Origin of the sequence: Clostridioides sp. ZZV15-6388, from assembly GCF_020657755.1 — a bacterium.
Taxonomy (GTDB): Bacteria; Bacillota; Clostridia; order Peptostreptococcales; family Peptostreptococcaceae; genus Clostridioides.
The window spans coordinates 1-22,726 of sequence record NZ_JAGWCU010000040.1; the positions used below are offsets into that span (position 1 = coordinate 1).

The following is a 22,726-nucleotide window of genomic DNA, read 5'->3' on the forward strand; positions in this document are numbered from 1 at the left end:
GTCAATATAGTTATTACAGAGTTCAAAGTGACTTGGCAGACAACAAGAGAATGGGAAAAAGGGAACATATACAGCTCTATATTTACTGATTTAGAAGAAGCAAGAGCTTTTAAAGAAAATGAAGAAAGTATCAAAGAAAATTATAATGTGAAGCTTTTAAGTAGAGCTATAGTCGAAATCGAAATAGATTAGGTAGGTGTTTTTAATGAATACTCTGATATATAAATATATAGTTAATGAACATAGAGATGAAGCAGATGAGTTAGATAGAGACTATGGAGAATTTAAAATATTTAATGGAGGTAAATGTTTTGGTGGATGTGGTAGGAATTTCTATACATTAGCTAAGTTTAAAAAAATGATAGTTACTTGTCCCCATTGTGGAAAAAAATATCAAATAAAGCTTTTTAAAAATGGAAAAGTGAATATGAGAGTAGTTGAGTAAATCAAGGGAAGTGATTCTGTGAAAAGAAGAAGATGTAATTGGTGTGGTAAATTATTTTATCTTGATGAAAAATCTAAGGATGTTTATTGTTGTAAAGAATGTAGGAAAAAGGCTAAGAAGGTGAAAAAATGAAAGTTTTTCTTGTAATAGATGGAGAACCGGTTGGTAAAGAAAGACCTAGAATGAACTCTATAACTAAAAGGACCTATACACCTAATAAGACTAAGGACTATGAGGAATTAATAAAATGGCTATATCAATCAAAAGTTAAACATTACTTTGAAGGTTATATAAAAATGACTTTAAGATGTTATTATTCTATAGCTAAAAGTAATAGTAAAAAGGTTAAAGAGCAGAAAAGAAATAATGTGTTAAGACCCAGTAAAAAACCCGACATTGACAATGTAGTCAAGATTATAGCTGACTCACTCAATGAGATAGCTTATAAGGATGATACACAGATTGTTGAGGTTGTAGCTAGTAAATACTATAGTGATAAGCCAAGAGTTGAGGTTATATTAGAAGATATTAGTTGAACAACGGAAAAATCCATTTATCAAATCATTAGATAAAAATAATTTGGAGGAGGATTATAAGTATGAATGATTTAAAATTAATCGAGAATGAAGGGATTATAAAAGTATATACAACAGATGAAGATATAAAAGTTGTAGATGGTAGGGAACTTTGGGAAGGATTAGGTGTTAAACAGGATTTTTCAGATTGGATAAAAACAAACCTAAAAAGTGTTGATGCCATTGAAAATAAAGATTATTTCACAATCCCTTTTAAAAGGGAGCGTCAGATTCTAATAGAGTATACTTTGAAATTAGAAATAGCAAAAGAAATTTGTTTAGTAGCAGGAGCAAGTCCAAGAGCAAATAAAGAACTTAAAAGAAATTCTAAAAATTATAGAAAATATCTAATTGCAGTAGAAGAAAAATACAAAGTATCAAACAATCTTACAAAAACACAGTTAAATCAAATTAATGATATTGTAAGTAACGCATTATATGAAATGCAAACCAAACATGATGCACAAATAGAACAATTTAAAAAGGAATCCTCACAATACTATAGACCTACAAGTAAAACTAAGTATGACATTTCAAGCTACATAAAAGATAGATTAGACATTCCTAGAGCTAATGAGGAGTTTGATTTAGTTAAAAAGAGAACTTTATTAATTCTTGGAGCTGATAAGTGGGAAGACATACCAAAAGATGTGTTATTAAAATCCCTAAACATTATAGATGAATCAATTAGAATTATAAAGTCCGAAAGAAAGACAAATCAGATTAGTTTCTTTGAAAAAGATAATTTCTGTTAATTAAAAGGAAAAAGGAGTGCTTTCACACTCCACTTGTCAAAAATATAGAATTATTATCCTTAATAAATATTATAACACAAATAATTGATAGGAGTGTGGAAGTATGAATAAAAAGACACTATTTCAAGAGGTTGAAGGTAGATTATATAACTATAAAAAACTAGAAAGTCAAATAAAAATAAAAGATATATATATTAAAAAATTAGAAAACGAATTTTGTGGATGCAAGGCTCAAAGTTATGAAGAAAAAACAGGACCTACCTATAATATAAGTTCAAGTGTTGAAAATGAAGTTATTAAGAGAGAAGAAGACTTAAATAGATTGAAAGAAGATAAGAAAACATTAGAGATTGAAAAAGAAACTATAGAATGTGCATTAACAAGTCTAAATGGTTTTGAAACAGAGTTCTTTAATGAAATGTATATGAACAATGAAAAGATAAACATGGATTATATGTCTAATGCTATGCACATAGATAGAAGTCACTGTTTTAGGATTAGAAAAAGGATAGTTTGTAAGATTATGGATATGTTATATCCAAAAATAAAAGAGTTTGAATTACCCATTTTTTCATGGAAAGCTTAAAAATGAGACTATTTTGAGACTTTTTGGAGACTATCGTGAGACTTTTTATTGCCAATTATGTGAGATAATAATATTGTGGAAATAAAGATTTCCCTCTCAAAACTAAATATATACTAGGCTAGGGTTAAGGGATTGCCCTAGCCACTATCCAATAATAGAGAAAGTAATAATATATTTGCGAATATGTTATAGATAAAAAAGGATGCCAAAATTGCACGCTCTATTATTATAAAAGGCTTAGATGTCAGCGACAGAAAGTCTTTTATGTGAACAGACTAGGCAGGGCGTGAGGACGCTGTTAGTTCAATTCTAACTATGTTCAATCTTTAGTTTTTTTCTATTTCAATTAACCTACGGATACGCTAAAAATAGTATATGAATTGAGATTAAAATCTCATACAATTTTGTATCTTAATTCAGAAGTCTAAAAATCGAGTGGGGCTTGGTAACCTCGCTCACCATGCAAGTAGTGGTTTAATCTAGGTTCAATTCCTGGAACTTGCGACATAATATATGTACCTCCCCATTATAAAAGACTAAGCAAGGGCAAGCTTAGTCTTTTATTTTTAAAAAAGGAGAATAAAAATATGGATGATTTAAGAGAAAAGATAATAAAAGAACTAAATGAATTTAATATAGATGCAGATGATGAATTTTTAAGTTATGGAGTTAAATATGTTGAGAGTTTTATAGGGAAAAGTGCTATTAGTGAAGAGTTATTGATAAGGGGAGTAGTTCTTATGGCAAATTATATAGTAAATATGGAAAATAAAGACTTGGATTAATTTCTAGGTCTTTTTTATGCAAAAATTTAATAAGTTTTAGATATCAGTAATTCCGATAACAGAAAATAAGGGTGTTCAATTTGAGCACCCCTTTATTAATAAATAATTTAGGAGGTAGTAGTATGTTGAAAATTTTACAAGATAAAAATGTAAAAGTAATGTGGTCCAAAAATGGAGAAGAAGTTTGGTTTAATGCAAATGACGTAGGAGAGGAACTAGGCATAGTAAATATTCGTGACACATTAAGAAATATAGATAGAGAATATAAAAAGAAATTTAATGAGTCTACTGTCGGAGATTCCTACACTAGAAACTTTAAAGATAAATTGCCTAACTTCGGTACTACTTTTGTTACAGAAGAAGCTGTGTACAATATGTCATTTAGAAGTAATAAAGCAGAAGCAAAACTATTTACGAAATGGGTTACAAAAGTACTTAAACAAATTAGAATACATGGTTATTACATTGCTACAGAAAAAGACCAAGAATGGTTGGACATAAGAACAGAAGGCAAAAAAGTAAGAAAAGATTTTACAGATGAAATACAAGAGTTTGTTTACTATGCTACTAGCCACGGAAGTAATAAACCTCAGATGTATTATAAACATTTTACTGAACTTGTAAGAAAAAAATTAGGTATTCCAAAAGGTGTGAAAAGAGATGAGTTAAATCAAAGCGAACTGTTTGATATACAAGCACTCGAAAGAATTATATCTATGAAGTTACCTAAGTTAATAGATAAAGATATGAATTATAAAGAGGTATATAAAAAGATTAAAGAGTTAATAGAAATGATTTAAATGACTGTCTTGATTGAGGGTCTTTTTTTATACAATAAATTAAAAGGAGAATGAAATTATGGAGATTAAGAAAAACACACAAGATGTAGTATCAGAAAGAAAAAATTCCCTAGATTCTGAATTCAAGATACCTGCAAGTGGTGTGTGTTATATGGCTGAGTTTATAAAGGAATCTAGGAAAATCATAAAAGAATTAGATAAACATTTTGAAAGTTGTCTAGATGTTTTATCTAAGGCAAGACTCTAAATATTTTGAATATGCTGAATCAAGCATGGTTTGCCAATCTGGGAAATCAGTATTTTTAACTATAAATAAATCAAATTCATTATCAGGAATAGCTAAAAAGTATTCTTCTGAATTGACTATGTAATTACCAAATGCAAGTAGTTCATCAAAAGAATCAAAATTAGTGTGTTGGTTCATAAATTTCTTGCTAAGAATTATTGTACGAATCTTATCAAAGTCAGGTTTTAAATTTTGTTCCATTCTTTCAATTTTCTTTTGAAATTGCTTTAAATTTCTAATGTTAATATTCTTACTCATAAGAACACTTCCTTTCAATAGAATATTAGCATAAAATTGTGGTGAATTCTGCTATTGTCGAACGATTGTTGAAGGATATTGTATAATAACATAGAATTTACTATACTATAAGGAGGTGATTATGTGGGATTTGAGATAAGTGGTAATTTGAATTTTGACAGTGTTATTGATGATTTAAAAAAAGAAGTTGAAAATAACCCTACTATATTTACATCACAAAATGTTGGAAATAAGTTCAAAGAAAAATGTAAAATATGCGAAAAAATATCTGAATTTGAAATACTAGAAGATGGTAAAGTTAAATGTTTAGAATGTGGGACTGAATTTGAATTGAATCTTAAAGTAGAGTAAACAAAAAAAGAATCTCAATTATGAGGTTCTTTTTTTATTCCCAAAACGACAAACAAACGAGGTGGTGGTATGAATGAAAAGGCAGATTTAGCCCATGAAGATTACTTAAAAGGGCTTAAGTACAAGGAAATTGCTGAAAAACATAATGTAAGTTTATCGACTGTGAAATCATGGGCAACTAGATACTGGAAACAAAAAGGTTGCAACCAACCAAAAAAAGTTGCAACCAAAAAGAGAGGTGCTCCTATAGGTAATAAAAATGCTACTGGTCCTCCTGGAAATAAAAATGCTGAAAAGTTTGGTTTCTTCTCAAAATACTTACCTGAAGAAACTAGAGAATTAATACAAGAAATATCTATAAAAGATAAATTTGATATTCTTTGGGAACAGATAACAATTCAATATGCAGCAATAATAAGAGCACAAAAGATAATGTATGTTAGAGACAAGGAAGAGATGATTAAGGAATTAAAGAAACATGAAAGTACAGAAAATGGTGAGAAGATAGAGTATGAATTTCAATTTGCATGGGATAGGCAAGCATCTTTTCTTAATGCACAGAGTAGAGCAATGAGTGAACTTAGAAGTTTAATTAAACAGTATGATGAAATGATTCATAAGGATTGGAATTTGGCTACAGAGGAGCAGAAAACAAGAGTTGAGAAGTTGAAATGTGAAGTTGATAACCTAAGTAAAGATGATATTGGAGATGATGAGTTGAAAATAAGTGTAGATTATGGTGATAGAAATGATAGTTAGAATAGATTTTAATCCAGATTTCAAGGAAGCTAATTTTACTAAAAAAAGATATAGAGCAATGAAAGGTTCAGCAGGGAGTGGAAAATCTATTAATGTAGCACAAGACTATATACTAAAGTTAGGAGATAAGAAGTATCAAGGAGCTAATCTATTAGTAGTTAGAAAGTCAGAAGCTACACATAAGTATTCAACGTATGCAGAGCTTACAGGAGCTATAAATCGTATTTATGGTAAACAAGCTGATAAGTATTGGAAAACTACTTTAAATCCTTTAGAAATTAAGAGTAAAGTTACTGGTAACTCTATAATTTTCAGAGGAGTTAATGATGCAAAACAAAGAGAAAAATTAAAATCAATTAACTTCTCGAAAGGAAAATTAACATGGGTATGGTGTGAAGAAGCTACAGAACTTATGGAAAGTGATATAGACATACTAGATGACCGTTTGAGAGGTATTTTAACTAACCCTAACCTGTACTATCAAATGACATTTACATTTAATCCAGTCTCAGCTACTCATTGGATAAAAAGAAAGTATTTTGACTATAAAAATGATGATATATTTACTCATCATAGTACTTATCTACAAAATAGATTTATAGATGAAGCTTACTATAGAAGAATGCAAATGAGAAAAGAGCAAGACCCAGAAGGATATAAAGTCTATGGACTTGGAGAATGGGGAGAAACTGGTGGAGCAATACTTAAAAACTATGTTATACATGAGTTTCCTACAGAATTTGAGTATTTTGATAATATGAGGTTATCACAAGACTTTGGATTTAACCATGCAAATGTAGTACTTAGAATTGGCTTTAAGGATGGAGAACTATATATATGTAATGAAATATATGTGCATGAAATGGATACCTCAGAAATCATAAAGATTGCAAATAGTAGAGGTTTAGAAAAGAATATATTTATGTACTGTGATAGTGCTGAACCAGATAGAATTAAGATGTGGAAGAGTGCAGGATATAAAGCTAAAGGAGTTAAAAAAGGACCAGGAAGTGTTAAAGCTCAAATAGATTATTTGAAACAATTAAGAATACATGTACATCCTAGTTGCACTAATACCATAAAAGAAATACAACAATGGAAATGGAAACAAGACGAAAGAACTGGATTATATCTTGATGAACCAGTTGAGTTTATGGATGATGCAATGGCTGCTCTTAGATATTCTATAGATAATAAGCTTAAAAATAATGGAATAAGCTTCTTAAAGTAAAGGAGGTGTTAAATATTTATATAAGTGAAACAGATTTAATAAAAGTTCAGTTAAAAAAAGAGAGTACCTTTAACCTAGTAAAAGTAATAGAACACTACATCTTAAAGCATAGACCAGAGAAATACAAACAAGGAGAAGAATACTATTATGGTAATACTGATGTAAACAATAAGAGAAGATATTATCTCTTAGATGGAGCTAAGGTTGATGATTTTACTAAGGTTAATAATAAAGCAGTTAATAATTATCATAAGCTTTTAGTTGACCAGAAGGTGGGATATAGCGTTGGAAATCCAATCGTATTTAATGCAGATGATAATGATTTTACTAAGCTTTTAAATGACTTACTAGGAGAAGAATTTGACGATACAATAACAGAACTATATCTCAATGCTAGTAATAAAGGGGTTGAATGGTTACATCCATATATTAATAGAAAAGGTGAGTTTAAATATGTAATAATTCCAGCTGAAGAAGCAATTCCTATTTGGGATAGTAAAAGACAGAGGGAATTAGTTGCATTTATTAGGTTTTATTATATTGAAGATATAGATGGAAATAAAATAAAAAGAGTTGAGTACTACACAGAAAATGATGTAACTTACTTTATTGAAAGAGGTAATAGTTTTGTTCAAGAACTTTTGTATGATGAATTTGGAAAATTAACAGATATACAGGAAGGACATTTCAAAGTAAATAATAAAGAGCAAGGATGGGGTAAAGTTCCATTTATACCTTTTAAAAATAATGAAAAATGCGTATCAGATTTAACTTTCTATAAATCATTGATAGATATATATGACAATAATATCTCTACACTAGCAGATAATTTAGATGAGATACAAGAGTTTATTTATGTATTAAAAGAGTATCCAGGCACAAGTCTACAGGAGTTTATAGATAATATAAGATACTATAAATCGGTTAAAGTAGATGATGGAGGTGGAGTTGATAAATTAGAAATAAGCATACCGATTGAAGCTAAAAAGGAGCTTCTTGATAGATTGGAAAAGAATATAATTATCTTTGGTCAAGGAGTTAATCCAGAATCTCAAAATACAGGTGACAAATCAGGTGTAGCACTTAAATTTTTATACTCACTACTTGATTTAAAATGTTCTAAAACTGAAAAGAAGTTTAAAAAAGCAATTAGAGAGCTTTTATGGTTTGTGTGTGAGTATTTAAAGATAAGTGGTAGTAAAAGCTATGATTATAAAACAGTTCAAATTACTTTTAATCACTCTATGATAATAAATGAAGCTGAAAAGATAGATATGGCAGCTAAATCAACTGGAATTGTATCAGATGAAACTATTGTTAGTAATCACCCATGGGTTGAAGATGTTAACGACGAACTTGATAGACTTAAAAAACAGAAAGAAGAAAGTATTAAAGAATATGAAGATGCTTTTCCAACTAAAAAGAAAACTGAAGAAGGTGAGCCTTTAGATGAATAATATAGATTACTGGATAAAGACATTTAATCAGTTAGAAGAAGATGTTCATAATAAAGGTGATACCTTTAACAAGGAATTAGAAAAGCAATATGATATAGTACTTTACAACATTCTTAGAGAAATAAATAATTGGTATATGAAATTTGCTAAGGATAATAAAATAAGTATGCAAGAAGCTGAAAAGTTATTAAATCCAAAGGAATTAGCTGAACTTAAATTATTATTAGAAGAATATATAAAGTATGGAGAAGAAAATGTAATTAGTCAAAAGTGGATGAAAGAACTAGAAAGTGCAGTTAAAAGAGTTCGTATAAGCAGACTAAAAGCATTAGAGTTAAAGATAAGGCATCAAGTTGAGGTATTATACTCAAAAGAATATGAGGATGTAAATACACTTATAACAAATACCTATAAAGATAGTTACTATCATACTGCTTTTGAAGCTCAAAAAGGTATTGGTATTGGGTTGGCGATAGCCATGATTAGCCTAAATAAGATTAATAAAATAGTTAGCAATCCTTGGACTACTGATGGAATAACATTTGGTAATAGAATTTGGAATAAGCATAGACCAAGGTTAATAAGCGAACTTAACAAAGGATTAAAACAAACTTTAATTAATGGAGTATCTCCTGGAGACTTAATAAATAAAATTAATAAAAATTTTAATACAAGCAAAGAAGAAGCTAAGTTATTAGTAAAATCTGAGCTTGCCTTTTTTAGTTCATTAAGTCAAAGGGATTGTTTTAATAGTCTAGGTGTTGAGAAATATGAAATAGTAAGTGCATCAGATAGTAGGGTTTGTGAGAAAAGGTGTAGTCCTCTTGATGGTAAAGTAATTGAGATGAAGTATTATGAAATAGGAATTACAGCTCCGCCATTTCATCCTAGATGTAGATGTGTAGTAGTGCCATATTTTGATGGTGAGGAAAGTTATAGGGCAGCAAGAGAAGAAGATAGTGAGACTTATTATGTTCCAGCATCAATAAAGTATAATGAGTGGTATTCGAAGTATGTAAAAGATAGTTTCTCAAGTGGAGCAATAAGCAGAAAAAGACTAAAGGACCTAGAAATATATCTAAGAGAAGAAAAACATGCTAATTTATATTATGAAGAAATAAGAAAAAGAACCAGTGATATTAAAGCTATAGCTAAAAATACAGGCTATAGTGAAAAAGTAATACAAGATATAAAAAGCCATGTATTTATGAATAAATATAATTTATATGGCGGATATAAAAGTTTTGACCCTAGTTATGATATGGCTATCTCTTGGCAAAGATTAATTGAGGGAAAAGATATAAGAAAATGTGATATAATATTATTAAAACATGAGAGATTAGAAAAGTTTCTTATGGATAGATATAATTATGATTATAAGAAAGCTCATGGTTTAGTTGTGAGAAAATATGATTATGAAAAAGCTTTGAGGGAGGGATAAACATGGTACTTATAAAGAAAAATTATATAAAAGATGATAAAGTATCTTATTTTTATCAACCAGAAGAAGATGGAGAGTTTGGAGAAGTTATACTTTATACTAAAGATAAATCTTTTGATATAGTAAAAATAGCAGAAAGAGACAGTGAAGGGAATCATTTTTATATGTCTCATGTTTACTGTATGATACGTAAATTTATAGAAGAAAATAATTATCCAGATGAGAAAACATCTTATTGGTATTAGAAAGCACTTGCTAAATAATATATTAGTAGGTGCTTTTATTATGTAAAAATTTATTGAGAGGGTGATTTTAATGTGTATATTAACTCAAGTTATAGTTGTAGTTTGTGTAGTACAAATCGTTATTAATTGTATTGCTAATCTTAATGTAGGTATTCTTTGTAATAAATTAAAAAAAGAAAATAAAGCTAATATAGATAAAGTTTCTGATGAAATTTTAAAGAGAGTAAGAGAAGAATTAAATAAATCATTAGATAAAAGTCTATAAGAAGTTTTTTATTAAATAAAAATTTAAGGAGGCTTATTTTATTGAAAGAGTATATAATTTGGTTTAAAAGTGGCAATAGCATATCTGGAATAGTAGATGAAGATGTTGCTGATAAGTTAATGCAAGATTTTATTGAAGTTGACTCAGATTGTAGGTATTTGAAAGGGTATTTAGATGAAGATGGAACAACCGTAATAGATTTATCACAAATAGAAGCTATATCAATAAATAATTGCAATGAGAATAATAATATTGGTTTTAGTAAGTCCTAGATAGGGCTTTTTTATTTTGTAAAAAAAGGAAAGGAGATATTAAAAATGGATTGGTTAAAAGAATTGCTAGAAGGAATAAAAATAGAAGATAACAAGATTGATGTAGTTTCTCTTCAAAAATCTATAGAAAAGAAAATAAAAGAGACTACAGTTACTCAAGAAGAGTATACAAATATTGAAACACAACTTAATACAGCTAATGAAACTATTAAAAAGTTTGAAGGAGGTATGACAAAAGAAGATGTAGAGAATCTAAAAACAACTTATGAAACTGATAAGAAAACTTTGGAAGAAACCTACAAAAAAGAAATTGAAGAAAAGGACTTTAATTACTGGTTAAATGATGCTTTTAAGTCTGTTAAATGTAGGGATGAAATAGCGCTAAAAGCTCATTTAGACATGGAAGCACTAAGAAATAGTAAAGATAGACAAAAAGCTTTTGAAGAGCAAATAAACCCTCTAAAACAAGATAAAGACTATTTGTTTAATGCAACATTAGAAGGTGGAGAGCCTAAAGTAGACAATATAACACCAGGAGATGCAAAGTTAGAATCAACTGGATTTAAATTTAACTTCAATGGTGTAAAACCACATGAAAATAATAAACAATAACTAGGAGGAATAAGAATATGGCACAACCATTAGAATATGCAAAGGAATACTCACAAGCTCTAGCACAGGCTTATCCATATGTACTACATTTTGGAGAATTATATGCTACAGAAAATAATGGTAGATATAGATGGACTGGTTCTAAAACAATAGAAATACCAACTATAAGCACAACTGGAAGGGTTGATTCAAACAGAGACACAATAACAGCAGCTCAAAGAAATTATGATAATGCTTGGGAACCTAAAGTACTAACAAATCAAAGAAAATGGTCAACATTAGTTCATCCAGCAGATATTGACCAAACTAATTATGTGGCTTCAATAGGTAATATAACAAAGGTATACAATGAGGAACAAAAATTCCCTGAAATGGATGCTTACTGCATATCTAAAATATATGCTGACTGGACAGCACTAGGTAACACAGCAGACACAACAGTTCTTACAACAGCAAATATTTTAGAGGTATTTGATAAGTTAATGGAAAAAATGACAGAAGCTAGAGTACCTGCTGTTGGAAGAATATTATATGTTACACCAGGAGTTGATACTTTAATTAAGAATGCAAAAGAGATACAAAGAACCGTAAATATAAAAGATGGAGGAACATCTTTAAATAGACAAACAACTGATATTGATTCAGTTAAAATAGTTAAAGTACCATCTAATCTTATGAAAACAGTATATGACTTTACTACTGGATGGAAAGCAGGTGCAGGAGCTAAGCAAATATTTATGTCTTTAGTTCATCCATCTGCAGTAATTACACCAGTTTCTTATCAATTCGCTACTCTAGACGAGCCAAGAGCAGTTACAGAGGGAAAATACTTATACTTTGAAGAAAGTTTTGAGGATGTATTTATACTAAATAAAAAAGCTGATGCTGTACAATTTGTTGTTGAAGCGTAGAAAAGGGAGTGATATATAATGCCACAAGTAAAGAAATTAAATAGAATATTAACTATAGAAGAGTGTAAAATAGATGATTTCTTAGAGATGGGATATGATTTGATAGATGAAACTGGTAAGGTAGTAAAGTATGGCAAGTCATTAAATGTAAAAGATTTAATAGCTGAAAATAATATTTTAAGGTCAAAAGTTGAGTCTTTAGAAGAAGAAAATAAGCAGCTTAAAGAGAAAAATAAACTTACTAAAAAGTAGGTGAAAATTATGGAAAATAATCTGATTGATGATATAGAAAAAAGACTTGAAAGTTTTGAATATATATTAAAAGATGGGGATAAGTGGTTAATAGGTTTTGTAAGAGAAAAAATAGAAAATATTATTAAACTAGATTGTAATATAAAAACTATGCCAATTGAATTGAAAGAAATTGAAGTTGATATGATAGTTGGAGAGTTCTTATTTACCAAGAAAAATATGGGGCAATTAGATATAGAAAGTCTTAATTTTGAAGCTGTAGAAAAGTCTATATCAGAAGGTGATACAAAGGTAGATTTTGCTATAGGAAGTGGCTCTCAAACACCAGAACAACGCTTTGACACTCTTGTAAATTATCTTTTAACTTATGGTAAGAATAAAATATTAACTTTTAGGTGCTTAAGATGGTAAGTAAAACTAGAAAAGCAATAGAAATGCTATATAGAGATAAATGTACTATAGTTGAGTATCAGCCAATTAAAGACCCTGTAACAAAACGAACTAACAATAAAGAAGTGATTGTATTAGAAAATCAACCATGTAAACTTTCATATAAAAATATTACATCAGCTACAGATGGAAAAGTAGCTAAGCTAGAGCAAACTATTAAACTCTTTATATCTCCAAACATAAACATTAAAGCAGGTTCAAAACTTATTATAACTACTCAAAATAATATTACAAAAGAATATATAAGAAGTGGAGAATCTGCTATATACCCAAACCATCAAGAAGTTGTCTTAGAATTACTAGAGGATAAAGCGTAATGGGTAGAGGTGGAAGTGTTGATTTTAAAGAACTAAAGAAGTTGCAAAGGAAATTACAAAGATTAGAAAACAGTCAACTTGATAAATTTTTAAAAGATTGTGCAAGAGAATTAGCTGCAAGACTTGTTCGTAAAGCTAGGAAGCGTGGACGTACACCAAAAAAGACTGGAACCTTAAAAGAAGGTTGGGGTGGGATAGCTTATGCTAGGAAACTTCCTGTTACTAAAGTTGGAGATAATTATGTTATAGAAGTTATTAACCCAACTCCCTATGCAAGTTATGTAGAGTTTGGTCACAGAACTAGAAATCACAAAGGCTTTGTTAAAGGAAAATATATGATGACTATTTCAGTAATGGAATTAAGAGAAGAAGCAGATGCAATAATAGAGAAAAAATTAATGATTTTATTAAAGAAGGTATTTGATGCTTAATAATATAATTGATGGAATATCAGTAAAATTAGATAAATCGTTTGGAGAAAAATATACAATTTACAGTGAAGATGTGGAACAAGGTATAAATGAACCTTGTTTTTTTATTGTTCCTATAAATTCGAGTAAAGTATTATATCCAAATGCTAGAGAGTTAAAGAAAAATTCTTTTGATGTACACTATTTTCCTAAAAGTGATAATAAGGCATTTGAAATAAATGAGATAGCTGAAATGTTACTAGAGGAATTAGAGTATATAAACGTGAACGAAGATTTAGTTAGAGGTACAAATATGAACTATGAAATTATAGATAATGTACTTCATTTCTTCGTTGATTACAATTATTTCACTATGAAAAGTAATAGTACAGATAAGATGGATACAGTAGAGTTATTTGGTGGATTAAAGAGAGGTGATAGTATTGAAAACTAATGATTTAGATAAAAAATCTAATGACTATAAGTTTACTAAAGAGCAGATAGTTAATTCTAAGAAGTATGTAAATAGAAAAGACTTGTTAAATGCAATTTTAAAAGAAGATGAATTGTATTCCTTCTCAGAGGTAGAGGATATGATAAATAAATTTATGAAAGGAGTGAGTTAGATGGCTTTAGGTGGAGGAACATTTGTAACACAGAATAAAATACTTCCAGGTGCTTATATAAATTTTATCTCAGCTAAGAGGGCAACTAGTTCATTATCTGATAGAGGTATTGTAGCAATGCCACTTGAACTTGATTGGGGTATTGATGAAGAAGTATTTCAAGTAACCAGTGATGATTTTGAGAAATATTCAACAAAGTTCTTTGGATATAATTACACTCATGAAAAATTGAAAGGTTTGAGAGATTTATTTAAAAACATAAGATTAGGTTATTTTTATAAATTAAATAAAGGTGTTAAAGCTAGTTGCACTATTGCTACTGCTAAATATAGTGGAATAAGAGGTAATGATTTGAAGATAGTAGTTACAACAAACATTGATGATAACACTAAGTTTGATGTTGTAACACTTTTGGATAATAAGAAAGTAGATACCCAAATAGCAAAAGTTATTACAGACTTACAGGACAATGACTATATTACTTGGAAGAAGGATACAACACTAGAAGCAAGTGCAGGACTTGTATTTACTGGTGGAACTAATGGCGAAGCTGTGACAGGAGCAGAGTATCAAGCTTTCTTGGATAAAATAGAAAGTTACTCATTTAATGCACTAGGCTGTTTGGCTACAACAGCAGAAATTAAAAGTTTATTTGTAGAGTTTACTAAAAGAATGAGAGATAAAGTAGGAGCTAAGTTTCAAACTGTTTTATATAAGAAAAATGATGCAGATTATGAAGGTGTAGTATCTGTAGAAAATAAGATTAAAGATACTGGGTTATTAGAATCTAGTTTAGTTTATTGGACTACTGGAGCTATAGCAGGATGTGACATAAATAAATCTAATACAAATAAGAAGTATGATGGTGAGTTTGATGTTGATGTTAATTATACTCAAATACAACTTGAAGAAGCTTTAAAAACTGGTAAATTTATATTCCACAAGGTGGGAGATGAAGTTCATGTGTTAGAGGATATAAATACTTTTGTATCATTTACAGATGATAAAAATGATGATTTTTCAAGCAATCAATCTGTTAGAGTACTTGACCAGATTGCTAATGATATAGCGACTTTATTTAATACAAAGTACTTGGGTGAAGTACCAAATGATAAATCTGGTCGTATCTCGTTTTGGAATGATGTAGTTAAGCATCATGAACAACTGCAAAATATGAGAGCAATAGAAGATTTCAAAGCTGATGATGTTTCTGTAGAACCTGGAAGCGACAAGAAGACTGTTGTAGTAAGTGATGCTGTTAAGGTTATTAGTGCTATGAGTAAGCTTTATATGACTGTTTCAGTTAGTTAAGAAAGGAGAGTGATATAGATGTCTAAAAATATTACTATGAATGTTAGAGATGCAATAAGTGGTTCTAAAGCTGAATGTTTTGTAACAATAAAAGGCAAAAGATATAATTTTATGCAAGCTATTAACTTAGAAGCTAAGATGGAAAAAAATAAAAGTGAGATGCCAATTTTAGGTAGCATTACAAAAGGAAATAAAAGTACAGGAAGTAAATTTTCAGGGAGTGCTACCTTTTATTATAATACTTCTATTTTTAGAGAGTTGTTATATGAATATAAAGAAACAGGCGAGGATATTTACTTTGATATGCAAATTACTAACGAAGACCCAACAAGTTCAGTAGGTCGTCAAACTATAATACTTGAAGATTGTAACCTAGATTCAGGTATAATTGCTAAATTTGACGCTGATGGAGAATATTTGGATGAGGATGTAGATTTTACTTTTGAGAATTGGAGAATAGTCGAGAAGTTCAATATAGCAAATGGTATGGAGTAAAATACACATCTATAAATCATAAATGTGTATTTTTTATTTATAAGAATAGGAGATGGTTAAAATTAAGGATAAATATGAGATAAAAGATTCAATTTCTTTTGATTACAGTAAGAAAAGACCTATAGAAGAATGTGTAGGAGAAATGTATAGAAAAGCAGGTCTATTTTTAGTTGATATTGCCGATAAGCTGGCACTTGATACAATTGAAGGTTCATCATTAAAACCAATTACAATAAAAATTCAAATAAATGAAGATGGTATTGCAACAATAGAAAAAGAAACAAAATATTTAATTATGGAGGTAGAATAATATGGGAGATTTAAACGCTTTTTTAAGTCAAAATGCAATAAAAGTAGAGAATAGAAAGTATGTGGCAAGTGAAAGGTTTATAGGTGAAGATGGGAAACCAATAGAGTGGGAACTTAAAGCAATAGATTCAGACAGAGATAGACAGTTGAGAAAAAATTCTGCTATCAGAGTTCCTGTTATAGGCAAAAAAGGAAAAGCAACAGGACAATACACTAGTGAAACAGATTTTAATACTTACACTTTGAAATTATGTGTGGAAACTATAGTATTTCCGGATTTACATGATGCAGAATTACAAAATAGTTATGGTGTAATGGGTGCAGAGGAGTTATTAACAACAATGTTGACTCCTGGCGAATATACAGACCTTTCAAGTGAGGTAGGAGAGGTAAATGGTTTTGATAGAACTTTTGAAGATAAAGTAGAAGAAGCAAAAAACTAATTGAAGGAGGCGATTATGATGCTAGTGTAGCTCATTATTGCCTTCATAAATTCAAATGGAAACCACATGAATATACAGATTTACCAGACTACGAGAGGGCTTTTGTTGCTGCTTCTATAGATATTAAAGTAGAAGAAGAAATAAAAGAAGAAAAAAAGACTGCTAAAGAAGCTAGAAGAAGTAGAAGAAGATAAAATATAGGTAAAATATGTAAGAATTATATGTTATAATAATTGTAGCAAGAAGATGTAATCTACAATTTATAGAGTGGAGTTCATACAAAAGATTATCCTCCCAACATTGATAAGGGAGGTGAGTACGTATGGATAATTTTTTACAAAATGTACTAGAAAGGCTATCTGTTAGTTTAATAGTTTGTCTAGTTAGTAATTTACTTAAAAAACGTAAAAAACCACTCAAAGCTGGCACTAAGAGTGGTTGGGAATTTGATTTAAAAATCAGATTCCATAAAACTAAGTAATTTTCAAATTACGAACTCCACTCTACCATAAATAGATTGTAGTTCTTCTTGCTTTTATTATACCACAAATTAGAAAAAATATTGCATATAATATTTTTTATAGTCAATAAAAAGATGAATTTTTTATAACAAATAATAAAAACTTTATTATAAAACTATTAATTTGCAAGGTATCTATAAATGAGTAGATATTTTTTTACTTATATAAAATATTTGAAATGATAGCATATTCCTGTTTTGGGAACGTGGTTAAAACTCAAACTATATTACTAGTATTATATTAAATATTTAGCATCAAAATTAAATAAAGAAAAGAAAGCACTTACTTTTTGGTAGGTGCTTTTGTTTTGCTCAAAATGGTCGGTTGAGTGAAATAATTAGAAAAAATTGGGATAAGTTATTGACTTTTGTTGCTACATAAACTATAATATATTTGTAGCAACAAAAGTGAGGTGAAATAGATGCCACAAAAAAAGATGGGTCGTCCAACTGAAAACATAAAAGATACTATGATTAGAGTAAGAGCTGACAAAGATACTATTGATAAGTTAGATGAATGTGTGAATTTATTAGATAGTAATCGTTCTGAAATAATAAGAAAAGGTATAGACAAAATATATGATGACCTAAAAAAATAACAAAAATAGAGTGTTCGCCCGACCAAGTTTGAACACTCTATTTAAACCATAAGAAGTAATCTTCTATATGAAATATTTTATCATATAGAGAAACTTCTTTCAAATTAAATTTAGGAGGAGTATGTATGATGAATGATTTACAAATATTTAAAAGTGAAGATTTTGGAGAGATAAGAACAGTTGATATTGATAATGAAATTTGGTTTGTTGGTAAAGATATAGCAGAAGCTTTGGGATATTCTAATACAAGAGAAGCTTTAAAAACTCACATTGATAATGATGATATAGCTGAGGTCGTGATTCACGACGGCAGCCAAAATAGAAATATGAAAATAACCAATGAAAGTGGACTTTATTCTCTGATATTTGGGAGCAAGTTAGAGACAGCTAAAAATTTTAAGAATTGGGTTACAAAAGAAGTTTTACCAGCTATTCGACAACATGGTGCATACATAACAAATAACGCTGACCCTCAAGCATTAAGAGACAAGGCAAATGAAATAGAAAGTCTAGATACAGTTAACAAGACTATAGAAATACTAACACCTTTTCTTGATAATGCTGGAATAGATGAAAAAGTAAAGTTACTTACAGCAAAGACTATCTACAAAAAGGCAGGAATAGAGTTACCTTTGGAGATTGAAGAAAAAGAACATTTCTTTGATACAAAACAAATTGCAACTAAATTAAATATGTATTCTAAAACAAATAATCCTGCTTTTGTGGCAGTTTGTGAGATTATTAAAAAATTAGATATTAAAGAAGAAGAGAAACTCATAGTATTAGCAAATAAAGATAATTGGAATGGAACTACAACAAAGTATACAGAAAGTGTAATAGATAAAATAAGAAATTGGATAGAGGAAAATAATAGACCTACTAAGATTGCAGGTGAGAAGAAGAATTTTCATGTAGTTTATAAAATTGAGTAAATTCTATTGTATTAAATAATATATTTTAGTTTAGTTTTGAGGGGGATTAATACAATGTGTAAAAGTTTACTTGATGATTACAATCTAAAAACTGATAAAGAGAGAAAAGATTTTATAAAGTTTGCTATACTATTATATAAGTTGGAACAGGACAACAAAGAAAAGTTTTATGAATATACAGAGATATTGAGAGGTATTCTTAGAGAACAACAAGAGAGAGAAAATAAGTAAAATAATATAGATAAAGCACTTGGATATTATGATGTTTCAAGTGCTTTATATGGTAAAAAATGGTATAATATAGGTAAGAGTTTTGCAGTGTTCGATTTTTCTACTCAAATATAGTTTAACAATTGGAATACAAGGCATTGAGAAGGTTTGATAAGTGTTATCAATTGCACTATTTGTCGCTCACTGCAAATTGAGAAAGTTATATGTGTGTAAGTCTTGGAAATACACAATTTATTTTGGGGTTTTATATTAACTATGTGGTATGTAAATACATAACCGAAATTTTCAAAATCAAGACCTTTAATTGTTTTATATTAACTATGTGGTATGTAAATATCATCAAGCCCCCAAGTTGCTGTATCTATAAAAAAGTTTTATATTAACTATGTGGTATGTAAATAAAGAAGAATATATAAATTTGCATGAAAATTGCTTTCGTTTTATATTAACTATGTGGTATGTAAATTTACTATCTACCGCAAAAGTAACATTGCCACTATTGTGTTTTATATTAACTATGTGGTATGTAAATTTTTGAGAACAAAATCTAGGTGTTTTTATATTAAAAAGTTTTATATTAACTATGTGGTATGTAAATCTAAAATAGCTGATGCAATGGGAAAAACTAAAGACCAGTTTTATATTAACTATGTGGTATGTAAATATATTTTTCCAGTTGTTTTTAATAAAGTTTAAAACAGGTTTTATATTAACTATGTGGACTTAAAATTAAAAATAATTCAAAAACACTTACAAATGAGTAAGTGCTTTTTTAATTGAAAGGAGGTGATTATGATGTAAAAATTTTACTTATATAGTATAATAATCTTATAAAATTATGTAGGGGGACATTGTACTATGAATGATACATTAGAATATATATTTTGTAGTGGGTGTGGGGCGAAATGTCTGAAAGAAAGTAAATTTTGCAGTCAATGTGGGACAAAAATATTTGATATAAAAAATGCAGGCGAGAGTATGACTGAAGAAAAAGAATATGATTTAAAAGGTGTTGATTTACAACATGTAATGCAAGAAACAAGTTTTATAAAAGCATCTTCTATTAGAAGGTTGAAGGAATTAACTGGAATAGATTTAGAAGACTGTAGAAAAATACTTGAAGAACCATATCGAAAGTATTATAATGAAAATTCTGACATACTTGAAGAAAAAAGAAAAAAAGAAGATGATATATCTAAAATTAGAAGAGCTAAAGAGGAAAAAATAGAAAAAGAAAAAATAGCTCGTTGCCCTAAGTGTGGCTCAACTTCTTTGACAGCACATAAAAAAGGTTTTGGCATAGGAAAAGCTATAACAGGAGCTACTATAGCAGGAGGCATTGGTTTCGTAGCAGGAAACATAGGAGCAAAGAAAGTTAGAGTTACATGCTTGAACTGTGGGAAACAGTTTTGGGCAGGTAAAAAATAGATACTAAAAATAAAACACTTACTTAGGTAGGTGTTTTTTATGTGAAAATTTAAGAAAGGAGAGTGAAGAAATGGCTACAATACAAACATCTATCCGTATTTTTGATGGAATGACACCTGCCTTTAGGAATATGACAGCATCTATTAATACGACAATTAATAGTCTAGAAAGACTACAAGGTAGATTGAATAATCCACTCAATACAGGTGGAATACAGACATCTCAACAAAGTTTGAATAACATAGAAAGCATTCTTACTAGAATAGAACAAAGCATAGGAAAAGCAGATGAACAACAAAGAAAGTTTAATGATGATATCAATAAAGGAGCAAGTTCTACAAATAATTTACTTGGAAGTGTTAAAAAGATTGCTGGAGCTTATATGGGCTTAAAGACGATAGGAGGGTTAGCAAATTTAAGTGACCAGATGACCAGTACGAATGCTAGATTGAACATGATAAATGACGGTCAATTATCAGATAGTGGGCTTAATAAGATGATATTTCAAAGTGCTGAAAGGTCAAGAGCATCCTATCTAGACACAGCACAGATAGTAAGCCGTATAGGTATGAATGCAGGGAGTGCATTTTCTAGTACTAGAGAAATAGTAAGCTTTGCTGAACAATTGAATAAAAAATTTATAATAGCAGGAGCTAGTACACAAGAAATGAGTTCAGCATTATTGCAGTTAACGCAAGGGCTAGGGAGTGGTGTACTTAGAGGAGAAGAGTTAAACGCTGTATTTGAGTCAGCACCTAATATCATCAAAAGTATTGCGGATTATTTAGATGTGGACATAGGAAAGATTCGAGGAATGGCAAGCGAGGGAATGTTGACAGCAGATATTGTAAAAAATTCTCTGCTTGCAGCATCAGCAGAAACAAATGCTCAATTTGAAAAAATGCCACTTACAATAGGTCAAATCTTTACATCAATTAAGAATAACGCAATAATGATATTTGGAGCGATACAAAAAAAGATTGAGGATACAGTTTCAAGCGGAGGATTTCGAACCTTCATAGTTAATGTAACAGATTCGTTGTATGTCTTGGGAGCTGTTGGATATAGTGTCTTTAATGGGTTTATTGATTTGCTGAGCAGTCCAACATTTCAAGGTTTTGCAAATATGATGATTGTCGGAATCAGTTTAATTGCTCAAGGATTTGGGTGGCTATTAACAGTATTAGGAAGTGTTATTAATTTTATTTCACAAGGTTGGAGTATAATACAACCTATTTTGATAACGAGCATCGTTTTGTGGGGCTTATATAAAACAGCTGTCATAGCAGGTGCTTTAGTTACAGCTATTCAGGTAGGGTGGATAGCTTTACAGACATTTTGGACTAATTTGCTAAATGGTTCGTTATTAACTAATATAATGATGAATATAGCTGCAAAAATATCAACAGATGCACTAAGTGGTTCAATGTTACTTTTAATTACCACAATAGTTATGGTTGTAGCAGCAGTAGCCTTAGTAATAGCAGCGATATTCGTTGGGGTAGCAATATTCAATCATTTTGCAAAAACAAGTGTATCTGCGATAGGTGTAGTTGCAGGTGCAATATCAGTTGCGGCTGCTTTTGTAGGAAACTTATTTATTGCAACAGGGAACTTAATTATAGATATTGTAGCTTTAATTTATAATAGTTTAGCAAACTTTGCAGAGTTCTTTGCTAATTTTTTAGACGACCCGATTGGCTCTGTCATAAGGGCGGTATCTAGAATGGCTGATGCGGTATTAGGTATATTAAGAAGTATAGCATCTGCAATAGATACCATATTTGGCTCAAATCTAGCAAATGCAGTGAGTGGTTGGCAAGATAAATTACAAGGGTGGACAGATAAAGTCGCAGGAGAAGCTAAAATAAAAGTTGAAAGAATGGACCCTAATAAACTGCATTTTGATAGATTTAACTATGGTAAAGCTTGGGATGCAGGCTATAAATGGGGAGATAAACTAGAAACTAACATAAAAGATAAATTCGATATTAGCAAAATAGCAGAAAAGGCAAAAAAAGATTTAGGATTAGACGATTTATGGGATAAAAAATACGGACTTGGTGATGGATTGGGTTCAGCTGGATTAAACTCACCTTTGGGCGATGCAGCAAAAGGAGCAAAAGACACTGCGGGAAATACAGCTAAAATGGCTAAAACAATGGATAAAAGCCAAGAAGACTTAAAATATCTTAGAGACATTGCAGAGCAAGAAACAATCAATCGATTTACAGGAGTAAACATAAAAATTGATATGAATAACACAAACAATATAAGTAGAGATACTGACTTAGATGGAATAGTTAATGTACTAACTGAAAAATTAAATGATGCAATGGTTGTATCAGCAGAAGGAATAGTTTAGGAGG

35 protein-coding genes and 1 CRISPR repeat array are annotated in these 22,726 nt (G+C 29.6%); of the genes, 34 read left to right on the forward strand and 1 reads right to left on the reverse strand.

Annotation, left to right across the window (positions count from 1 at the left end):
• The 8 genes from KGF48_RS17415 to KGF48_RS17450 form a co-directional block, all read left to right on the forward strand.
• The coding region (locus KGF48_RS17415; protein ID WP_227868347.1) for a hypothetical protein at positions 1-192 on the forward strand (192 nt) is incomplete at its 5' end.
• A gap of 13 nt (positions 193-205) precedes the next feature.
• Positions 206-445 carry a hypothetical protein gene (locus tag KGF48_RS17420; RefSeq protein WP_162274273.1) on the forward strand — a complete coding sequence of 80 codons (240 nt, stop codon included), beginning with the start codon at positions 206-208 and terminating at the stop codon, positions 443-445.
• Between the two features lie 128 nt (positions 446-573).
• Complete coding sequence (locus KGF48_RS17425) at positions 574-981, forward strand: RusA family crossover junction endodeoxyribonuclease (protein WP_227868348.1); 408 nt, start codon at positions 574-576, stop codon at positions 979-981.
• Positions 982-1,043: 62 nt separating this feature from the next.
• Positions 1,044-1,775 (forward strand): antA/AntB antirepressor family protein, encoded by a 732-nt coding sequence (locus KGF48_RS17430; protein WP_227868349.1) that lies wholly within the window; start codon positions 1,044-1,046, stop codon positions 1,773-1,775.
• 103 nt (positions 1,776-1,878) lie between these two features.
• Positions 1,879-2,361, forward strand: coding sequence for a hypothetical protein (locus tag KGF48_RS17435; RefSeq protein WP_227868350.1), 483 nt, complete (start codon positions 1,879-1,881; stop codon positions 2,359-2,361).
• A 587-nt stretch (positions 2,362-2,948) separates the two neighbouring features.
• Positions 2,949-3,146 (forward strand): hypothetical protein, encoded by a 198-nt coding sequence (locus KGF48_RS17440; protein ID WP_227868351.1) that lies wholly within the window; start codon positions 2,949-2,951, stop codon positions 3,144-3,146.
• A gap of 122 nt (positions 3,147-3,268) precedes the next feature.
• Positions 3,269-3,946 carry a Bro-N domain-containing protein gene (locus tag KGF48_RS17445; protein ID WP_227868352.1) on the forward strand — a complete coding sequence of 226 codons (678 nt, stop codon included), beginning with the start codon at positions 3,269-3,271 and terminating at the stop codon, positions 3,944-3,946.
• Positions 3,947-4,004: 58 nt separating this feature from the next.
• Positions 4,005-4,193: a hypothetical protein gene (locus tag KGF48_RS17450; protein ID WP_227868353.1), complete on the forward strand. Its 189-nt coding sequence runs from the start codon at positions 4,005-4,007 to the stop codon at positions 4,191-4,193.
• On the opposite strand, the gene KGF48_RS17455 is transcribed toward KGF48_RS17450, so the two are convergent.
• The gene (locus KGF48_RS17455; protein WP_227868354.1) at positions 4,173-4,490 is read right to left on the reverse strand and encodes a hypothetical protein; all 318 of its coding nucleotides are present in this window, start codon (positions 4,488-4,490) and stop codon (positions 4,173-4,175) included. The two genes, KGF48_RS17450 and KGF48_RS17455, sit on opposite strands and share 21 nt — an antisense overlap.
• Before the next feature lie 123 nt (positions 4,491-4,613).
• Here KGF48_RS17455 and KGF48_RS17460 point away from each other — a divergent pair, with 123 nt between their 5' ends.
• The 26 genes from KGF48_RS17460 to KGF48_RS17585 all read left to right on the forward strand — a co-directional run bounded on the left by KGF48_RS17460 (position 4,614) and on the right by KGF48_RS17585 (position 22,722).
• Complete coding sequence (locus KGF48_RS17460; protein ID WP_009894744.1) at positions 4,614-4,841, forward strand: hypothetical protein; 228 nt, start codon at positions 4,614-4,616, stop codon at positions 4,839-4,841.
• A 69-nt stretch (positions 4,842-4,910) separates the two neighbouring features.
• Positions 4,911-5,600 (forward strand): phage terminase small subunit, encoded by a 690-nt coding sequence (terS, locus tag KGF48_RS17465; RefSeq protein WP_227868355.1) that lies wholly within the window; start codon positions 4,911-4,913, stop codon positions 5,598-5,600.
• On the forward strand, positions 5,590-6,831 hold the full coding sequence (locus KGF48_RS17470; protein WP_227868356.1) for a PBSX family phage terminase large subunit: 1,242 nt from the start codon (positions 5,590-5,592) through the stop codon (positions 6,829-6,831). The genes terS and KGF48_RS17470 overlap by 11 nt, the downstream gene beginning before the upstream one ends.
• 5 nt (positions 6,832-6,836) lie before the next feature.
• Positions 6,837-8,288: a phage portal protein gene (locus tag KGF48_RS17475; RefSeq protein WP_227868357.1), complete on the forward strand. Its 1,452-nt coding sequence runs from the start codon at positions 6,837-6,839 to the stop codon at positions 8,286-8,288.
• Positions 8,281-9,729, forward strand: coding sequence for a minor capsid protein (locus tag KGF48_RS17480; protein WP_227868358.1), 1,449 nt, complete (start codon positions 8,281-8,283; stop codon positions 9,727-9,729). The genes KGF48_RS17475 and KGF48_RS17480 overlap by 8 nt, the downstream gene beginning before the upstream one ends.
• A gap of 2 nt (positions 9,730-9,731) precedes the next feature.
• On the forward strand, positions 9,732-9,974 hold the full coding sequence (locus KGF48_RS17485; RefSeq protein WP_095904183.1) for a hypothetical protein: 243 nt from the start codon (positions 9,732-9,734) through the stop codon (positions 9,972-9,974).
• 70 nt (positions 9,975-10,044) lie between these two features.
• Complete coding sequence (locus KGF48_RS17490; RefSeq protein WP_021379032.1) at positions 10,045-10,239, forward strand: hypothetical protein; 195 nt, start codon at positions 10,045-10,047, stop codon at positions 10,237-10,239.
• Between the two features lie 41 nt (positions 10,240-10,280).
• Positions 10,281-10,511 carry a hypothetical protein gene (locus KGF48_RS17495; protein WP_021366376.1) on the forward strand — a complete coding sequence of 77 codons (231 nt, stop codon included), beginning with the start codon at positions 10,281-10,283 and terminating at the stop codon, positions 10,509-10,511.
• Positions 10,512-10,556: 45 nt separating this feature from the next.
• On the forward strand, positions 10,557-11,123 hold the full coding sequence (locus tag KGF48_RS17500; protein WP_227868359.1) for a phage scaffolding protein: 567 nt from the start codon (positions 10,557-10,559) through the stop codon (positions 11,121-11,123).
• A 17-nt stretch (positions 11,124-11,140) separates the two neighbouring features.
• Complete coding sequence (locus KGF48_RS17505) at positions 11,141-12,034, forward strand: capsid protein (protein ID WP_227868360.1); 894 nt, start codon at positions 11,141-11,143, stop codon at positions 12,032-12,034.
• An 18-nt stretch (positions 12,035-12,052) separates the two neighbouring features.
• A complete protein-coding gene (locus KGF48_RS17510) occupies positions 12,053-12,286 on the forward strand; it encodes a hypothetical protein (protein WP_227868361.1) in 234 nt (77 codons plus the stop codon).
• A gap of 9 nt (positions 12,287-12,295) precedes the next feature.
• The gene (locus tag KGF48_RS17515) at positions 12,296-12,697 is read left to right on the forward strand and encodes a hypothetical protein (RefSeq protein ID WP_227868362.1); all 402 of its coding nucleotides are present in this window, start codon (positions 12,296-12,298) and stop codon (positions 12,695-12,697) included.
• Positions 12,691-13,053: a hypothetical protein gene (locus KGF48_RS17520; protein WP_227868363.1), complete on the forward strand. Its 363-nt coding sequence runs from the start codon at positions 12,691-12,693 to the stop codon at positions 13,051-13,053. The genes KGF48_RS17515 and KGF48_RS17520 overlap by 7 nt, the downstream gene beginning before the upstream one ends.
• Positions 13,053-13,484, forward strand: a complete 432-nt coding sequence (locus tag KGF48_RS17525; RefSeq protein WP_227868364.1) for an HK97 gp10 family phage protein — start codon at positions 13,053-13,055, stop codon at positions 13,482-13,484. Before KGF48_RS17520 ends, KGF48_RS17525 begins: the two co-directional genes overlap by 1 nt.
• Positions 13,477-13,917, forward strand: a complete 441-nt coding sequence (locus KGF48_RS17530) for a DUF6838 family protein (RefSeq protein ID WP_227868365.1) — start codon at positions 13,477-13,479, stop codon at positions 13,915-13,917. The genes KGF48_RS17525 and KGF48_RS17530 overlap by 8 nt, the downstream gene beginning before the upstream one ends.
• A complete protein-coding gene (locus KGF48_RS17535; protein ID WP_077707460.1) occupies positions 13,907-14,089 on the forward strand; it encodes a hypothetical protein in 183 nt (60 codons plus the stop codon). The genes KGF48_RS17530 and KGF48_RS17535 overlap by 11 nt, the downstream gene beginning before the upstream one ends.
• The gene (locus KGF48_RS17540; protein ID WP_227868366.1) at positions 14,090-15,400 is read left to right on the forward strand and encodes a phage tail sheath family protein; all 1,311 of its coding nucleotides are present in this window, start codon (positions 14,090-14,092) and stop codon (positions 15,398-15,400) included.
• 18 nt (positions 15,401-15,418) lie between these two features.
• Positions 15,419-15,895: a phage tail tube protein gene (locus KGF48_RS17545; RefSeq protein ID WP_009901461.1), complete on the forward strand. Its 477-nt coding sequence runs from the start codon at positions 15,419-15,421 to the stop codon at positions 15,893-15,895.
• Positions 15,896-15,947: 52 nt separating this feature from the next.
• Positions 15,948-16,205, forward strand: a complete 258-nt coding sequence (locus KGF48_RS17550; protein WP_227868367.1) for a hypothetical protein — start codon at positions 15,948-15,950, stop codon at positions 16,203-16,205.
• A 1-nt stretch (position 16,206) separates the two neighbouring features.
• The gene (locus tag KGF48_RS17555; RefSeq protein WP_009901463.1) at positions 16,207-16,647 is read left to right on the forward strand and encodes a phage tail assembly chaperone; all 441 of its coding nucleotides are present in this window, start codon (positions 16,207-16,209) and stop codon (positions 16,645-16,647) included.
• A 322-nt stretch (positions 16,648-16,969) separates the two neighbouring features.
• Positions 16,970-17,128, forward strand: a complete 159-nt coding sequence (locus KGF48_RS17560) for a type I toxin-antitoxin system toxin (RefSeq protein ID WP_032509732.1) — start codon at positions 16,970-16,972, stop codon at positions 17,126-17,128.
• A 461-nt stretch (positions 17,129-17,589) separates the two neighbouring features.
• Positions 17,590-17,766, forward strand: a complete 177-nt coding sequence (locus KGF48_RS17565) for a ribbon-helix-helix protein, CopG family (protein ID WP_074140409.1) — start codon at positions 17,590-17,592, stop codon at positions 17,764-17,766.
• 125 nt (positions 17,767-17,891) lie between these two features.
• The gene (locus tag KGF48_RS17570; RefSeq protein WP_227868368.1) at positions 17,892-18,698 is read left to right on the forward strand and encodes a BRO family protein; all 807 of its coding nucleotides are present in this window, start codon (positions 17,892-17,894) and stop codon (positions 18,696-18,698) included.
• A 54-nt stretch (positions 18,699-18,752) separates the two neighbouring features.
• Positions 18,753-18,929 (forward strand): hypothetical protein, encoded by a 177-nt coding sequence (locus tag KGF48_RS17575; RefSeq protein WP_021394943.1) that lies wholly within the window; start codon positions 18,753-18,755, stop codon positions 18,927-18,929.
• 241 nt (positions 18,930-19,170) lie between these two features.
• Positions 19,171-19,659: a CRISPR direct-repeat array (repeat unit 29 nt; unit sequence GTTTTATATTAACTATGTGGTATGTAAAT).
• A gap of 128 nt (positions 19,660-19,787) precedes the next feature.
• Positions 19,788-20,357, forward strand: coding sequence for a zinc ribbon domain-containing protein (locus tag KGF48_RS17580; RefSeq protein WP_227868369.1), 570 nt, complete (start codon positions 19,788-19,790; stop codon positions 20,355-20,357).
• A gap of 70 nt (positions 20,358-20,427) precedes the next feature.
• Entirely contained in the window at positions 20,428-22,722 is a 2,295-nt protein-coding gene (locus KGF48_RS17585) for a tape measure protein (RefSeq protein ID WP_227868370.1), read from the forward strand.
• The last annotated feature ends 4 nt before the right edge of the window (positions 22,723-22,726 follow it).

Bases quoted from the DNA above. Each gene is read 5' to 3' on its own strand.
- KGF48_RS17580 (WP_227868369.1), top strand. From the start codon at position 19,788: ATGAATGATACATTAGAATATATATTTTGTAGTGGGTGTGGGGCGAAA.
- KGF48_RS17450 (WP_227868353.1), top strand. From the start codon at position 4,005: ATGGAGATTAAGAAAAACACACAAGATGTAGTATCAGAAAGAAAAAAT.
- KGF48_RS17435 (WP_227868350.1), top strand. From the start codon at position 1,879: ATGAATAAAAAGACACTATTTCAAGAGGTTGAAGGTAGATTATATAAC.
- KGF48_RS17575 (WP_021394943.1), top strand. From the start codon at position 18,753: ATGTGTAAAAGTTTACTTGATGATTACAATCTAAAAACTGATAAAGAG.
- KGF48_RS17425 (WP_227868348.1), top strand. From the start codon at position 574: ATGAAAGTTTTTCTTGTAATAGATGGAGAACCGGTTGGTAAAGAAAGA.
- KGF48_RS17570 (WP_227868368.1), top strand. From the start codon at position 17,892: ATGATGAATGATTTACAAATATTTAAAAGTGAAGATTTTGGAGAGATA.
- KGF48_RS17560 (WP_032509732.1), top strand. From the start codon at position 16,970: ATGGATAATTTTTTACAAAATGTACTAGAAAGGCTATCTGTTAGTTTA.
- KGF48_RS17525 (WP_227868364.1), top strand. From the start codon at position 13,053: ATGGGTAGAGGTGGAAGTGTTGATTTTAAAGAACTAAAGAAGTTGCAA.
- KGF48_RS17455 (WP_227868354.1), bottom strand. From the start codon at position 4,490: ATGAGTAAGAATATTAACATTAGAAATTTAAAGCAATTTCAAAAGAAA.
- KGF48_RS17420 (WP_162274273.1), top strand. From the start codon at position 206: ATGAATACTCTGATATATAAATATATAGTTAATGAACATAGAGATGAA.
- KGF48_RS17490 (WP_021379032.1), top strand. From the start codon at position 10,045: ATGTGTATATTAACTCAAGTTATAGTTGTAGTTTGTGTAGTACAAATC.
- KGF48_RS17530 (WP_227868365.1), top strand. From the start codon at position 13,477: ATGCTTAATAATATAATTGATGGAATATCAGTAAAATTAGATAAATCG.
- KGF48_RS17585 (WP_227868370.1), top strand. From the start codon at position 20,428: ATGGCTACAATACAAACATCTATCCGTATTTTTGATGGAATGACACCT.
- KGF48_RS17565 (WP_074140409.1), top strand. From the start codon at position 17,590: ATGCCACAAAAAAAGATGGGTCGTCCAACTGAAAACATAAAAGATACT.
- terS (WP_227868355.1), top strand. From the start codon at position 4,911: ATGAATGAAAAGGCAGATTTAGCCCATGAAGATTACTTAAAAGGGCTT.
- KGF48_RS17470 (WP_227868356.1), top strand. From the start codon at position 5,590: ATGATAGTTAGAATAGATTTTAATCCAGATTTCAAGGAAGCTAATTTT.
- KGF48_RS17520 (WP_227868363.1), top strand. From the start codon at position 12,691: ATGGTAAGTAAAACTAGAAAAGCAATAGAAATGCTATATAGAGATAAA.
- KGF48_RS17555 (WP_009901463.1), top strand. From the start codon at position 16,207: ATGGGAGATTTAAACGCTTTTTTAAGTCAAAATGCAATAAAAGTAGAG.
- KGF48_RS17430 (WP_227868349.1), top strand. From the start codon at position 1,044: ATGAATGATTTAAAATTAATCGAGAATGAAGGGATTATAAAAGTATAT.
- KGF48_RS17485 (WP_095904183.1), top strand. From the start codon at position 9,732: ATGGTACTTATAAAGAAAAATTATATAAAAGATGATAAAGTATCTTAT.
- KGF48_RS17540 (WP_227868366.1), top strand. From the start codon at position 14,090: ATGGCTTTAGGTGGAGGAACATTTGTAACACAGAATAAAATACTTCCA.
- KGF48_RS17480 (WP_227868358.1), top strand. From the start codon at position 8,281: ATGAATAATATAGATTACTGGATAAAGACATTTAATCAGTTAGAAGAA.
- KGF48_RS17500 (WP_227868359.1), top strand. From the start codon at position 10,557: ATGGATTGGTTAAAAGAATTGCTAGAAGGAATAAAAATAGAAGATAAC.
- KGF48_RS17510 (WP_227868361.1), top strand. From the start codon at position 12,053: ATGCCACAAGTAAAGAAATTAAATAGAATATTAACTATAGAAGAGTGT.
- KGF48_RS17505 (WP_227868360.1), top strand. From the start codon at position 11,141: ATGGCACAACCATTAGAATATGCAAAGGAATACTCACAAGCTCTAGCA.
- KGF48_RS17445 (WP_227868352.1), top strand. From the start codon at position 3,269: ATGTTGAAAATTTTACAAGATAAAAATGTAAAAGTAATGTGGTCCAAA.
- KGF48_RS17515 (WP_227868362.1), top strand. From the start codon at position 12,296: ATGGAAAATAATCTGATTGATGATATAGAAAAAAGACTTGAAAGTTTT.
- KGF48_RS17545 (WP_009901461.1), top strand. From the start codon at position 15,419: ATGTCTAAAAATATTACTATGAATGTTAGAGATGCAATAAGTGGTTCT.
- KGF48_RS17440 (WP_227868351.1), top strand. From the start codon at position 2,949: ATGGATGATTTAAGAGAAAAGATAATAAAAGAACTAAATGAATTTAAT.
- KGF48_RS17550 (WP_227868367.1), top strand. From the start codon at position 15,948: ATGGTTAAAATTAAGGATAAATATGAGATAAAAGATTCAATTTCTTTT.